Origin of the sequence: Streptomyces spiroverticillatus (genome assembly GCA_014650415.1) — a bacterium.
In the GTDB taxonomy this organism is placed as follows: domain Bacteria; phylum Actinomycetota; class Actinomycetes; order Streptomycetales; family Streptomycetaceae; genus Streptomyces; species Streptomyces spiroverticillatus.
Genome location: BMUX01000002.1, coordinates 131,301 through 144,421 on the forward strand (window position 1 = coordinate 131,301; position 13,121 = coordinate 144,421).

General features: G+C 72.9%; 12 protein-coding genes and 1 pseudogene. 5 read left to right on the top strand and 8 right to left on the bottom strand.

The features are described 5' to 3' along the window. Nucleotides 1–472 precede the first annotated feature (472 nt). Complete coding sequence (locus IE269_RS04980; RefSeq protein WP_189821511.1) at nucleotides 473–1,957, bottom strand: hypothetical protein; 1,485 nt, start codon at nucleotides 1,955–1,957, stop codon at nucleotides 473–475. Between the two features lie 255 nt (nucleotides 1,958–2,212). Between IE269_RS04980 and IE269_RS04985 the strand changes: the two genes are divergently transcribed. Then, complete coding sequence (locus IE269_RS04985; RefSeq protein ID WP_189821512.1) at nucleotides 2,213–4,057, top strand: endonuclease/exonuclease/phosphatase family protein; 1,845 nt, start codon at nucleotides 2,213–2,215, stop codon at nucleotides 4,055–4,057. Nucleotides 4,058–4,071: 14 nt separating this feature from the next. Here IE269_RS04985 and IE269_RS04990 read toward each other — a convergent pair whose 3' ends face one another. Together IE269_RS04990 and IE269_RS04995 are read right to left on the bottom strand one after the other, a co-directional pair. Further along, nucleotides 4,072–4,773, bottom strand: a complete 702-nt coding sequence (locus IE269_RS04990; protein ID WP_189821513.1) for an antibiotic biosynthesis monooxygenase — start codon at nucleotides 4,771–4,773, stop codon at nucleotides 4,072–4,074. Nucleotides 4,774–4,873: 100 nt separating this feature from the next. Beyond that, complete coding sequence (locus IE269_RS04995; protein WP_189821514.1) at nucleotides 4,874–5,500, bottom strand: DUF4232 domain-containing protein; 627 nt, start codon at nucleotides 5,498–5,500, stop codon at nucleotides 4,874–4,876. Between the two features lie 151 nt (nucleotides 5,501–5,651). On the opposite strand from IE269_RS04995, the gene dapA reads away from it, so the two are divergent. Continuing rightward, nucleotides 5,652–6,551, top strand: a complete 900-nt coding sequence (dapA, locus tag IE269_RS05000; protein WP_189821515.1) for a 4-hydroxy-tetrahydrodipicolinate synthase — start codon at nucleotides 5,652–5,654, stop codon at nucleotides 6,549–6,551. On the opposite strand, the gene IE269_RS05005 is transcribed toward dapA, so the two are convergent. Next, nucleotides 6,542–6,778 carry a hypothetical protein gene (locus IE269_RS05005; RefSeq protein ID WP_438817574.1) on the bottom strand — a complete coding sequence of 79 codons (237 nt, stop codon included), beginning with the start codon at nucleotides 6,776–6,778 and terminating at the stop codon, nucleotides 6,542–6,544. The two genes, dapA and IE269_RS05005, sit on opposite strands and share 10 nt — an antisense overlap. 106 nt (nucleotides 6,779–6,884) lie before the next feature. Here IE269_RS05005 and IE269_RS05010 point away from each other — a divergent pair, with 106 nt between their 5' ends. Then, complete coding sequence (locus tag IE269_RS05010; protein ID WP_189821516.1) at nucleotides 6,885–7,514, top strand: hemerythrin domain-containing protein; 630 nt, start codon at nucleotides 6,885–6,887, stop codon at nucleotides 7,512–7,514. A 247-nt stretch (nucleotides 7,515–7,761) separates the two neighbouring features. On the opposite strand, the gene dapD is transcribed toward IE269_RS05010, so the two are convergent. Both dapD and IE269_RS05020 read right to left on the bottom strand, forming a co-directional pair. Next, a complete protein-coding gene (gene dapD, locus IE269_RS05015) occupies nucleotides 7,762–8,751 on the bottom strand; it encodes a 2,3,4,5-tetrahydropyridine-2,6-dicarboxylate N-succinyltransferase (RefSeq protein ID WP_189821517.1) in 990 nt (329 codons plus the stop codon). Between the two features lie 10 nt (nucleotides 8,752–8,761). Then, nucleotides 8,762–10,036 (bottom strand): MFS transporter, encoded by a 1,275-nt coding sequence (locus tag IE269_RS05020; RefSeq protein WP_189822044.1) that lies wholly within the window; start codon nucleotides 10,034–10,036, stop codon nucleotides 8,762–8,764. Between the two features lie 116 nt (nucleotides 10,037–10,152). Between IE269_RS05020 and IE269_RS05025 the strand changes: the two are divergent. Next, nucleotides 10,153–10,689 (top strand): annotated as a pseudogene (locus IE269_RS05025) (peroxiredoxin); the annotation flags it as partial. Here IE269_RS05025 and IE269_RS05030 read toward each other — a convergent pair. Then, on the bottom strand, nucleotides 10,646–11,110 hold the full coding sequence (locus IE269_RS05030; protein WP_229897854.1) for an SgcJ/EcaC family oxidoreductase: 465 nt from the start codon (nucleotides 11,108–11,110) through the stop codon (nucleotides 10,646–10,648). The pseudogene IE269_RS05025 and the gene IE269_RS05030 sit on opposite strands and share 44 nt — an antisense overlap. 137 nt (nucleotides 11,111–11,247) lie before the next feature. On the opposite strand from IE269_RS05030, the gene IE269_RS05035 reads away from it, so the two are divergent. Further along, a complete protein-coding gene (locus IE269_RS05035) occupies nucleotides 11,248–11,739 on the top strand; it encodes a MarR family winged helix-turn-helix transcriptional regulator (RefSeq protein ID WP_229897852.1) in 492 nt (163 codons plus the stop codon). On the opposite strand, the gene IE269_RS05040 is transcribed toward IE269_RS05035, so the two are convergent. Next, nucleotides 11,723–13,033, bottom strand: coding sequence for a hypothetical protein (locus tag IE269_RS05040; protein WP_189821519.1), 1,311 nt, complete (start codon nucleotides 13,031–13,033; stop codon nucleotides 11,723–11,725). The genes IE269_RS05035 and IE269_RS05040 overlap by 17 nt on opposite strands. Between the last annotated feature and the right edge of the window lie 88 nt (nucleotides 13,034–13,121).

Genomic DNA, 13,121 nt, shown 5'->3' on the forward strand with positions numbered 1-13,121 from the left:
CGCCGGGCCGCTCGCGCGCGCAGGAGCGCCCTGGGGCGAGCAGCGGACGGGCGCCCGGTTCCGATGAGTCCCGGGGCGCCGAACAGCCGTGCAGGGGGAGGGACGACGTAGCCCTTCCGCTACCGGTCCCACGGTGGGGGGCCATGGGCCGGGGCCATCGTCATCGGAAACTGCCTCTCGGCCGGCGCACAGCCCTCGGAGGTACGCCACACCCTGCGGCATCGAACCGATACCCATCACAAGGGAGCGTGAACCGGTCAGGATGCGCCCCCCGTGCGCCGTTTTCTTCCGGCCACCCGGAACGGCCCGCTCCCCTCCCGGCCTGCGGCAATGGGCACATGCCCCGGGCACAGGACTGCCCCCAAGTGCTGTGCACCTGGGGGCAGTTCAGGACATCCGCAGGACCGCGTCGGGTCGCCCGCCGTCTAGTCGGCAGCCTCGGCCGCGGTCTCGTCCGCCGTCGCGGCCGTGGCTACGCGCCCGTCCGCGAGCGGGCCTTGAAGGCCGCCTTCTTCGCCTCCTTGGCGATCTTCTTCTCGGGGTGCAGCCGCCCCATCGCGTCCAGCACCGCCGCCGTCGCCGGGTGGTCGACCCGCCAGGCGGAGTCGAGGAATCCGGTGTGCTGCCCCACCAGGCCCACCACCAGTTCCTCCAGCTCCGGGGTCTCCCCGTCCGCGTCGAGCTGGGCGGCGATGGTGTCGACGGCCAGCCAGAACACCATCTCCTCCGGCGGCACCGGCACGTCCGCCGCGCCCCGCTCGGCGAGCCACACCCGGGCGAGCCCGCCCAGTTCCCGGTCGTCCAGGACGGCCCGCACCGCCGGCTCCGCCGAGGCGTCGACCAGCAGCAGACCCTCCTGGCAGCGCAGCCTGCGCAGCGGCGCGCCCGGGTCCTCGCCCCGGGCGGCGGACAGCAGCTCCTCGGCCGCGGCGGCCGGTTCGCGCCGGGCCAGCCACTGCTCCAGCTCGGCGCGTCCGGCCTGCTCGGGGTAGTACGCGAGGGAGTCCAGGAGTACGTCCGCACCCTTGTCGGCGAGGTCGCCGACGGCGGGGGCGTCCACCCCGGCCTCCAGCATCCGGGCCCGTACGCCGTACAGGCCGAGCGGGTTCAGACGCACCATGCCGTACCGGGCGACGTCGTCCTCGTCCAGCTCCTCGGCGGCGGCGGCGGGCGTGTCCGCGGACTCCTCGGCCATCAGCGCCTCGTCCACCGGTCGGTACGCCACCAGGCCCACCGGCTCCAGCACCCGGAACTGGTCGTCCAGACGCATCATCGCGTCCGAGACCTGTTCCAGTACGTCATCGGTGGGCTCGCCCATGTCGTCGGGCACGATCATCGAGGCGGCGAGCGCGGGCAGCGGCACCCAGCCGTCCTCGGGGCCGCCCTCGGAGACGGTGAGCAGATAGAGGTTGCCGAGGACGGCCTCCAGGAACTCCGCTTCCTGCTGCGGGTCCCAGTCGAGCGCCTCGAAGTCGAGTTCGCCGTCCTCGCCGAGGATCGCGCCGAGGTCGTCCAGGACGGGGGCGGTGGCGTCGGCGAAGGCCGTCTCGAAGGCCTCCAGCCACAGCCCGAGCACGTCCTGCGGGGAGCCTCCGGCGATCACCGCGAGAGCCTCGCCGGGCGCGGCCGTACCGTAAGCACCCTCCGCCTCGGGGTCCTCCGGGTCGGTGATGTCCACGAGACCGGTGTCCACCGCCGTGCGCCAGGCCTCGCTCGCGTACGCGGCGGCGTCCTCGTCGTCCTCCACCCCGTCCGCCGGACCCAGCTTCAACAGGGCGGCCGCGTCCGGGAGCTGCTCCTCCACCAGCTCGCCGCCCGCGCCTACCCGGGTGTCCGGCGAGGCCCAGCGGGCGAGCGTGACGGCGCGGGCGAACAGCGGCGCGGCCAGCGCGTCCCGCGCCAGCTCCGCGTCCGAGTGCAGCCGCACCGGCGGCAGGGTGGGGCGGTCTTCGGACATCTGGGGGTTCTCCTCGGTGACGCAGGCGGTGACGCGCGTGGGGCAAAAGGGGGTGGAGCGGGTGGAGCGGCCCCCAGCGTAGACGTATTTGCACCGATGACATGGGGTTCATGTACCCGTCAGGTTTTGTGCACCGGCGGCTCATCCGCAGAGCCTTGACAACACCCGTACGCAGGAAAGAGATTGACGCGCGTAGAACCTTTCCCGCGCGGGCCCCTGCCGTCCGCGCGCAGCCCTCACTTCCGGAGTCCCCTGATGACCTCCCGCTCCCTGCCGAGAACCACCGCGGTCGCCACCCTCCTCACGACGGCCCTCGCCGCGGGCCTCCTCACGGGTGCCGCGTCGGCGTCCGCCGACGACGCTGCCGCCGCCCCGGTCCGCATCCACGACATCCAGGGCTCCACCCGGACCTCCCCGCTCGCCGGCAAGCAGGTCGCCGACGTGGAGGGCATCGTGACCGGAGTCCGTACGTACGGTTCGAAGGGCTTCTGGTTCCAGGACCCGAAGGGCGACGGCAACGCCGCCACCAGCGAGGGCGTCTTCGTCTTCACCTCGTCCAACCCGACCGTGGCGGTCGGCGACGCGGTGAAGGTGTCGGGCACGGTCACCGAGTACGTGCCGGGCGGCCTGAACTCCGGCAACCAGTCCCTCACCCAGCTCTCCAAGCCGACGGTGACGGTCCTCTCCTCCGGCAACGCGGTCCCGGCGCCGGTCCTCATCGACGCCCGCTCGGTGCCCTCCCGCTACGCCCCCGACGGCGACCCGGCGGCCGGCGGCAGCATCAACGGCCTGACCCTCAACCCGCGCCGCTACGCGCTGGACTACTACGAGTCCCTGGAGGGCCAGAACGTCCGCGTCGGCACCTCCCGCGTCGTCGGCGCGACCGACACGCACGCCGAGCTGTGGGTGACGGTCAAGCCGCACGAGAACGCCAACCGGCGCGGCGGCACGGTCTACGGCTCGTACAACGACCAGAACACCGGCCGCATACAGATCCAGCAGCTGGCCCCGCTCGCCCAGCAGCCGTTCCCGAAGGCGAACGTCGGCGACGTGCTGTCCGGCGGTGCGACCGGTCCGCTCGACTTCAATCAGTACGGCGGCTACACGCTCACCGCCCAGTCCCTGGGCAAGGTCACAGGCCGCGGCCTGAAGCGCGAGACGACCCGCAAGCAGGGCAAGCACGAGCTGGCCGTGGCCACGTACAACGTGGAGAACCTCGACCCGACCGACCCGCAGGAGAAGTTCGACGCCCTCGCCAAGGCGGTCGTCGAGAACCTCGCCTCGCCCGACATCGTCGCCCTGGAGGAGATCCAGGACGACAACGGCGCGAAGAACGACGGCACGGTGAGCAGCGCCGCCACGGTCAAGAAGTTCACGGACGCGATCGTCGCGGCGGGCGGCCCGGCGTACTCCTGGACCTCGATCGACCCGGAGAACAACAAGGACGGCGGCGAGCCCGGCGGCAACATCCGCCAGGTCTTCCTCCACAACCCGGCCCGGGTCTCCTTCACCCACCGCGCGGGCGGCGACGCCACGACCGCCACGGGCGTCGTCCGCTCGGGCCGTGACGCGGCGCTCACCCTCTCCCCCGGCCGCATCGACCCGGCGAACGCCGCCTGGACCGACAGCCGCAAGCCCCTGGCCGCCGAGTTCCGCTTCCGGGGCGAGCCCGTCATCGTGATCGCCAACCACTTCGGCTCCAAGGGCGGCGACGAGGCCCTGACCTCGCACCACCAGCCGCCGGTCCGCTCCTCGGAGGTCCGCCGCCTGCAGCAGGCCCAGACGGTGAACACCTTCGTGAAGGACGTCCTGAAGGCGGACCGCAGGGCGAACGTCCTGGTCCTCGGCGACATCAACGACTTCGAGTTCTCCGCCACGACCAAGGCCCTCACCGACGGCGGGGCCCTGCGCGCCGCCGTGAAGTCCCTGCCCCGCCCGGAGCGCTACTCGTACGTCTTCCAGGGCAACACCCAGGTCCTGGACCAGATCCTGACCAGCCCCGCGATCGACGACTTCGCCTACGACAGCGTGCACATCAACGCGGAGTTCGCCGACCAGAACAGCGACCACGACCCGCAGGTGCTGCGCTTCCGCCCGTAGGTCCGCCCGCGCCGCTACACCTCCGCACTCAGGCTCAACGCGGGGGTGAAGCGGCGCACTTGACTGTGCGTCAGTCCGGGGAAGTCCTGGACGCGCCGCCACTCCTCGGGGGTCTCGCCGGGCGCGTCCAGCATCGCGGCGTGCGAGGCGGCGTCGGCCCACTCGGCGAAGTTGAGGGCCCGGGAGCCGTCGAGGCCCACATGGAAGTGGGCGGAGAGAGCGCCGTCCCGCCCGCCTTCGCCGGACGTGGCGCCGAGCGCGGCGAAGACGGTGTCCACCCACTCCCTGGCCCGCACCGGGTCGGGCGCGTCGAAGTCCACCTCGACGACGGCGACGCTGCCCGGGAGGCGGTCGTCGCCCTCGGTGACGCTGCTGCGGTACAGCTCGTACGAGTTCAGCCCGAGGCGCCGTACGCCCGGCACGGCGGCGTCGATCTCGTCGTTCCGCGCGTCGCGGCCCTGCCTGAAGAACGCCCGGTGGGCCTCGTCGTCCGCCCACTGGCTGTAGTGCAGCAGCGTCCGGCCGTCCTCGCCGACGTACACGCTGTACGACAGCGGCCCCCGCTCGGGCCACTCGCGCGACGTCCACGCCTTCTCGATCGCGTCGACGGCGGCCCGCTGGGCCTCCGGCGAACCCACGTCCCAGGTACTGACCTTGACGACTCCGACTCCCGAACGGGTCACATCCGGGCGGCTGTTGACGGCGACTGCGGTCATGACGATCCCCTCGTCCGTGCGCCGGCGAGGCTCCCCCGCGCGGCTTCGGGATCATCCTGGAACCTCAAGTCTGCTTGAGGTCAAGCGGATCGGCCGCCGCTCACTTCGGCGGGGACAGCGTCCACGGGGTCACGTCGAAGGCGTCCACCATCTGCACGTCCCCCTCCAGCGGGAAGCTGCGCGCCGGGAATCCGGGCCCGGCGGCCAGCTCCAGGGCCTGCGCCTTCTCGACGCCGTCGTACGGCCGCCAGTCCAGCCGGGAGTACGCGACCGCGCCCGGCTCCAGCATCACCACGGCGTCCGCCCGCTTGCCCTCCTCGCGGACGTCCACCTCGATGTCGAGCACACGGCCGTCGGCGGCGTACGCCCGGACGTCCGGGCGGCCGGAGAGACTGTAGGGCACGTTGCCGCAGTTGGTGAGGGTGACGGCGGCCGACCGGTGCGACAGGGCCGCCTGGATCTCCCCCAGCTCCACTCGCACACCGGCGTAGCACTCGCGCGTCACCGGCGGACTGTACGTCGCGCCCGCCGACGGCGTCACGGCCTGCGGCGGCGCGCTCGGCCGGCCGGGGGTCACCGGGGTGACCGCGGGCGAGGGCGTCGCGGCGCTCCGCGTGGGCCGCTGCTCCCCCTCCCCGGAAGGGACCAGGAAGCCGTCGCAGCCGCTGAGCACCAGCACCCCGAGCAGCGCCGCCGCGCCCGCCTTCACACCCGTACGGAAATCCACTCCACCGCTCCCCTGGTCCCACTCGTCGCGCGCGCGTCCCCCGCCTTGCCGGGATCATGCCAGATCCGGAACCACAGTCCACTTCTGCTTACCTTTCGAGCGGAGAAGTTCTAAGTGGACCTGAACAGTGCGGACGCCCGAGACTGCACCCATGACGACCCCCGCCGCCCTCGGCCGCGCTCTCTGCGCGATGATCACGCCCTTCTCGCCCACCGGTGACACCCTCGACCTGCCCGGCGCCCAGAAGCTCGCCGACCACCTGGTGACCACCGGCGGCTGCGACGGCCTGGTGCTGAACGGCACCACCGGGGAGTCCCCGACCACGAGCGACGCCGAGAAGACGGCGCTCGTGAAGGCGGTACGAGAAGCGGTCGGCGGGGCCGTCCCGCTGCTCGCCGGAGTCGGCAGCGCGCACACCGCGCACACCGTGGAGCTGGCCCGCGCGGCCGAACTCGCCGGCGCGGACGGCCTGTTGGTGGTCTCCCCGTACTACAGCCGGCCCCCGCAGGCCGCCCTGGAGGCCCACTTCCGCCGGGTCGCCGACAGCGTCGGCATCCCGGTCGTCCTCTACGACATCCCGGGCCGCACCGGGGTGCGCATCGAGCCCGGGACGATGCTCCGGCTCGCCGAGCACCCGCGCATCGTGGGCGTGAAGGACTGCGCGTACGACTTCCTGGGCAGCGCGAAGGTCATGGCCCGCACGGACCTGGCGTACTACTCGGGCTGCGAGGAGCTGAACCTGCCGCTGCGCGCGGCCGGCGGCACCGGCTTCATCAGTACGGTCGCCAACGTCGCCCCGCAGGCGATGCGGGCCCCGCTGGACGCGTACGCGCGCGGCGACGTGGCGGCGGCGACCCGCCTGCACCACCGCACGCTCCCCCTCGCCGAGCTGATGATGGCGTCCGGGCTGCCCGGCACGGTCACCGTGAAGGCCCTGCTGAACGCGCTGGGGCTGCCCGCGGGACCGGTCCGCGAACCGTTGCAGCCCGCCGCCACCGAAGTGGTCGACGGGCTGCTGGCCGCGTACGAGGAGCTGGCGCGTCAGGACTGATCGGGGGCCTCCGCACCCTCCACCACGTACGTCCGCCCCAGCACGGCCGCGTGCTCCAGCACGTCCTCCAGCGGGTCGTCGATCTGCCCGGTGTTCAGCAGGGACACCCGGGGGGCGTTGTGCGAGTTCTCGTGGGTCTCGTCGGCGTGCGCGGCGGAGGCGGCGAGGACCGGAAGGACAAGGGCTGCGGCTGCGACGAGGGCCGTGCGCATGATCGGCTGATTCATGATCGGCTTAACCACCCGCACGGCCCAAAGGTCACGGAGCGCAATCGCCCGCTCCCCGTACCGTACAAAAGCGGCGTGAACCGGCACCTTCCGGTTGTATGTGGCCATGAGCGACACGGACGAGTTCTGGCTGACCAGGCGCACCGGGCTGACCCCGACCGCACCGCCCGCCGAGCGGCTCAGCGACCGGACGGTGCTGGACGAGCCGACCCGGCCCACCCTGCCGGAGCCGGACGCATCCGTGGCCTTCAGCCGGGAGGGGATCGCGGCCGCCCAGCACTTCAAGGACATGCACGACATGTACCGCAGGGAGATGTGCCAGGTGCGCGAGAGCCTGCGGCAGGTGGAGGAGGGCGTACGGTCGATCGGCGACGCCCGCGACGACCTGAACCGGATGTCGATCCGGGCCAACGACTGGGCGCTGGGCGGCATCTGCCAGCGCCAGTGCCTGTCCCTGACCGGTCACCACACGATGGAGACGACCGTCAACTTCCCGTTCCTGGCGGCCACCGACCCGGACCTGGTACCGGTCGTGGAGCGGCTCGACCAGGAACACCTGGCGATCCACGGGCTCATCGAGGACATCGACCGGGCACTGATCCACCTGGTCACTCATCCGGCGGACTTCGCCCCGCTCCGCGAAGCGCTGGACCTGCTGAGCGACACCCTGCTCTCGCACTTCGCCTACGAGGAACGCGAACTCCTCGCCCCCTTCGCCCGCTACGGCCTCCAGTAGCCCCACACCCCTTGGGGCGGCGGGGCCGCCCCCTTCCCCTCCCCCATTGCCCCCTTGGGCGGCGGGGCCGCCCGTCTCCTCCCTCGTCCCCAGCCCCCTTGGGCGGCGGGGCCGCCCCCCCGGGGGCGGGACGGGCGGGCAAGGGGGCGGCCCGCCCGATCCGGGCCCACCCCTGCATCCCCCGGCCCGCCCCCACCACGGGCCGAGCCCCCGAAGTGGCCCGGCCCCGCCCCCGTACCGCCCACGCCTAGTTGTGGCTGTGCAGCACCTCGTTCAGCCCACCCCACACCGCATTGTTCGGCCGCGCCTCGACCGCCCCGGACACCGAGTTCCGCCGGAACAGGATGTTCGACGCCCCCGACAGCTCCCGGGCCTTCACGATCTGCCCGTCGGGCATCGTGACCCTCGTCCCGGCGGTGACGTACAGCCCCGCCTCGACGACGCACTCGTCACCCAGCGCGATCCCGACCCCGGCCTCCGCACCGACCAGGCAGCGCTCACCGATGGTGATCCGGACGTTCCCGCCCCCGGACAGCGTGCCCATCGTGGACGCACCGCCACCGATGTCGGAGCCGTCCCCGACCACGACACCCGCCGAGATACGCCCCTCGACCATCGACGTCCCGAGCGTGCCGGCGTTGAAGTTCACGAAGCCCTCGTGCATGACAGTGGTGCCCGCCGCCAGGTGCGCACCGAGCCGCACCCGGTCCGCGTCGGCGATCCGCACGCCCTTCGGCGCTACGTAGTCCGTCATGCGCGGGAACTTGTCGACGGACGTCACCTGGAGGTGCAGGCCCTCGGCGCGCGCGTTCAGCCGGACCTCCTCCACGGAGTCCACCGCGACCGGCCCCAGCGAGGTCCACGCCACGTTCGCGAGCACCCCGAAGAGGCCGTCCAGGTTCTGGCCGTGCGGCTGCACGAGGCGGTGCGAGAGCAGGTGCAGGCGCAGGTACGCGTCGTGGGCGTCCAGCGGCTTGTCGTCGAGGGAGGCGATGACCGTACGGACGGCCACGACCTCGACGCCGCGCCGGGCGTCGGGGCCCAGCGCCTTGGGGGCGGAGGCCCCGAGGAGTTCGGCGGCGCGCTCGGCGGTGAGGCGCTCGGTACCGGCCGGGCCGGGCTCGGCGACGAGCTCGGGGGCGGGGAACCAGGTGTCGAGGACGGTGCCGTCGGCGGCGACGGTGGCGAGTCCGGCGGCGACGGCGCCGGTGGTGCGAGTAGCAGTCGTATCGGTCATGACAGGAAACCTAACCGGCCGCGCCCCGCACGGGCGAACCGGTCTCGCCCTCCGGAAGCGTGCCGCCCGCGGAAATTCCGCCTTCCGGAAGCACGCCCTCCACGGAAGCGGGCTTCCCCGCGCGCGGCCTCGTCCGCCCCGCCACCACCACCGCCGCCCCCGCCAGCACCGCCACCCCGGTGCACAGCGGCCACAGCAGCCCCGGCGCCGCCTCGTACAGCGCCCCGCCCAGCGGCGGCGCCAGCACCACCCCGCTCACCGACACCCCGGCGTACAGGCTCTGGAAGGTGCCCTGCGCGTGCGCGGGCGCCTGGTCGGCGACGTACGCGTTGGCCGGGGTCTTGTAGAGGATCTCCCCGAAGGTGAGCAGCAGCATCATGGCCGCCGCGACCGCGATCCCCGACCCGAGCATCAGCAGCCCGTACCCGAGCCCGACCAGCATCAGCCCCACCCCGACGATCATCAGCGGGGCGCGCTTGCGCAGGACGGCGGCGGCGGGCAGTTCCAGCAGCAGGATCACCCCGCCGTTGACGGCGAACAGCCACCCGTACACCTGGGTGGCGTGCCCGTGGTCGCCGAGGAAGACCGGGAAGGTGGAGAAGAGCTGCCGGTAGACGATGTCCGCGAAGAAGCTCGCGACGAGCAGCACCACGACAGCGGGCCGCGCCCGCAGCTCCCGCCACACCCCGTGCCCCGCCGGGGCCGGGGCTGCTTTCCGCGCCCGGCCGCGCGCGGGCAGCACCCGGGCCGCGTACAGCGCGAAGAGCAGCGTCCCGACGCCGTCCATGACGAAGATCGTCGTGTACGAGAACGAACCGGCGACCAGCGCCCCGAGCGGGGCCCCCACGGTGAACCCGGCGTTGCCCGCCGCCCGCATCACGGCGAACCCCTGCCTGCGCACCGCGTCCGGCACGGTGACGGCGATCAGCGCCGAGTTGCAGGCTCGGACGGCGCCCTGCGCGTAGTTGCACAGCGGCAGCAGCCCGTACAGCGCGACGACCGGGATGAGGGGCAGCAGCACCAGCGTGGTGCCCGAGAGCACCGCCGCGCACAGCAGCGCCCTGCGGTGCCCGAACCGGTCCCCGAACCCGCCGCCGGTGAAGTTGCCCGCGACCAGGCCGATCCCGCCGATCCCGCTGAGGACACCGGCCTGCGGGACCGAGAGCCCGCGCTCGTCCGTCAGGTAGACGAACAGGTAGATGAAGGTGAAGGCGACGACGGCGTTGAAGAAGATGCCGAGCGCCAGCATCCACACGGCCCTCGGTATGCCCTTGAACGTCTCCAGCATGTCGCCCCCCATAGTCCGTTCCTTTTCGGAACTGACTATGGCACCCTCACTTCCGCAAGGTCAAAGCCTTAACGCCCGAAGCGAGGGGTCCCGTGCGGGAACCAGTCACCACCGAGTCCGAGCACGTCCGCGCCCTGCGCGGGGAGCGCCTCCCGGAACTGCTGCTCACCGCGTCCGACGGCACCCGCCGCGACCCGGTCGCCGACCGCACCCCGTTCACGGTGCTCTACTTCTTCCCCGGCGCGTACGCCGACGCCGCCGCCTACCCGCCCGGCTGGGCCGGCCTCCCGGGCGCGAAGGGCTGCACGCGACAGTCCTGTTCGTACCGTGACCAACTTGCCCTCTTCACGGCGGCGGGCGCCACGGTCCACGGCATCTCCACCCAACTCCCCCATGAGCAGCGGGCCTTCTCCGCCAAGGAGCAGCTGCGCTTCCCGCTCCTCTCGGACGCGGACCTCGCCCTCGCGGGCGCACTCGGCCTCCCGCTCTTCGAGGCGGGCGGCATCACCCGGCTGCGGCGCACGACGCTGGTGGTGGCCCGGGACCGGACGATCCTCGAAACGATCCCCGCGACCACGGACGTCGAGGAAGGCGTACGGTCCGCACTCACCGCGGTCCAGGCCCGAAGCGGTCGGCCAGCCAGTTGCTGAACGCCTCGACGCGCGGGCGGCTACGAGTGTTCTGGAAGGCGCGGATCCGCCACTCCCCGCCGCTGCCCGCATCCCGCACCAGCACGTACGTCTGGACGGACAGCGCCCGCGCGGAGGGCTTGACCTGCTTGCCCTTGAGGACCGCGCCGCGCGAGTGGACGAGGGCGACGTCCGGGGCGGGGAAGGTCACGGAGTCGATCTCGGCGAAGAGCCGGGAGTCCTTCAACACACCCTCGAACAGACCCCGGTGGCCCTCCTCGATGGCGGTCCGGCCGCGCATCCGGCCACCGAAGAAGGTGACGTAGTCGGCGTCCTCGGTGAAGGTCGCGCCGAAGGCGGCGGTGTCGGCCCAGGCGAGCCGGTTGCGCTCGAAGAGGGCGCGGACGGCGTTCTCGTCGGTGGTGTGCTGCGTGATGTTCACGGCTGCTCCTTGGGTTCGCCCGGCGGCGTGGGATAAGATTGCTTGCACACATGCAATATATGCACGCGTGCAAGCAATGGGCAAGGGGTCTGCCCGTACCGGACCCCAAGCCCCCCTCCCGACGGAAGCGAGCAGCCGTGTCCGACCGCACCGCCCCCGATCCCCTGCTCCTCGCCCTGGGCGACGCCTACCGCCCGTACTTCACCGCCACGACCCTCAGCGGGCAGGCCGCCGCCGACGCCCTGGGCCAGAACCCCACCGACTTCCACGCCCTCGACGTGCTGGAGCGCTCCGGCCCCCTCACCACCGGCGCCCTCGCGGCCCGTATCGGCCTCACCCAGAGCGCGACCACCCGCCTGGTCGACCGCCTGGTGCGCAACGGCTGGGCCCGCCGGGTCCCCGACCCCGACGACCGCCGCCGGGTCGGGGTCGAGGCGGTGCCGCTGGCCCCGCAGCAGGTGCGGGACTCGCTGGGCCCGGTGCGCGAACACATCGGCGCGGTCCTCGCCGCCTTCACGCCCGACGAACTCCGCGTCCTCCAGCGCTACTTCGAGCTGGCGGCCCCGGCCCTGCACGAGGCCGCCGCACAGACCCGAAACCCCGGGAGGCCCGCTACTCCGTCACCGTGAAGGTCACCGCCCGCGCCTTCCGCCACGCCGGCTGCGGCAGGTCCTTGGCCGCCACCCCGGTCCCGTACCAGTCCGCCGAGCCGCAGTCCGCGATCAACTGCACGCGCGCGCCGGGCACTTCGAGGTCCGGCACATCGACGACGCACTCCCAGCCGCCCGGATCGCCCGTCGGCAGGTCCATCACGCGGACCGCCCCGTGGTCGGGCTGCCCGTCCCAGGTGTAGAGGGCGTACGGGTCGGAGTTGTCGTCGGCGGCCCAGGACCCGGCGACGATCAGGTACTGGTCGCAGGAGTTGCGGCGCAGGTCCCGCACGCTCAGCCCGTCCAGGTCCAGCAGCACGGGCTCCCCGAAATCGGCCCGCGCCTCCCGCTCTTCCACCAGCGCGTCCACGTTCAGTACGGGGACGAGCAGGGCCGCGCCGCCCGCCTTCGCCGGGACCAGCGGCGCCCGGAAGCCGACGTACGCGATGCTCGTGCTGCCCGGTGCGAACTCGAAGCCCTCCGCGTTGAACGCGTCGATCCGCTTCGGCCCCCGCCCCTCGGCCGCGCCCGCCGCGAAGCCCAGTTCACCGCCCCGGGACTGGTCCCAGGCGATCAGGTCGGCGCGCAGCCCCCGGTACGCGCCGTCCAGCAGCAGCTCGGTGCCCGCACCCGCGCCCCGCACCCGTGTGCGGAACAGCAGCGACCGGTCCGGGCGGAGCTTCCCCTCCTTGCTGTTGGACATCGACCCCAGCCAGTACACGGCGTCCGTGTCGCCCGCACGGGCCACGCCCTCGATGTCGATCTCCTTGCGCGCCCCGAGCCGCTCCCCGAAGTCCCAGCCGCGCACCGGCCCGCCGGACGCCCCGCGCGCGTACAGCCGCAGCGTGTTGGACTCGTCGTCGGCGAGTACGAGATGGCCGCCGCCGACGTCGACGGCCGCCGAGGAGTCGCACGCGCCGGTGAAGTACCGGGTGTCGGCGGCGTGCTGTACGGGACCGGACGCGGCGTAGTGCAGCACGGCGGTGGCGTCCAGCCCGCCGAGCCCGGTGACGCGCAGGGTCAGGTCGCACAGGCCGCGCCCCCGGGCCCGTACCGCCACCTCCCGCTCGGCGCCGCGCCCGCGCACGGTGACGTCGCCGGCGCCCGCGACCCGGGAGTCGGAGGAGGCGACGGCGACGACGGACAGGTCGGCGGGCTCCGCCCCGGCCTGCGAGACGAGCACCCGCACGGTCGGATCGGCGGTGGCGCCGACCGCGCCGGAGAGGTGGTCGGCGGAGAGGGAGACGACCGGGGCAGCAGACGGTGGTGTCATGGCAACGCCCTTCGACGGCACGGCTGTTGGGCCACAACCTAGGACGAAAGGGCCCGCAGCAGAACGTTCCTCGTCACCACCGGCGGAG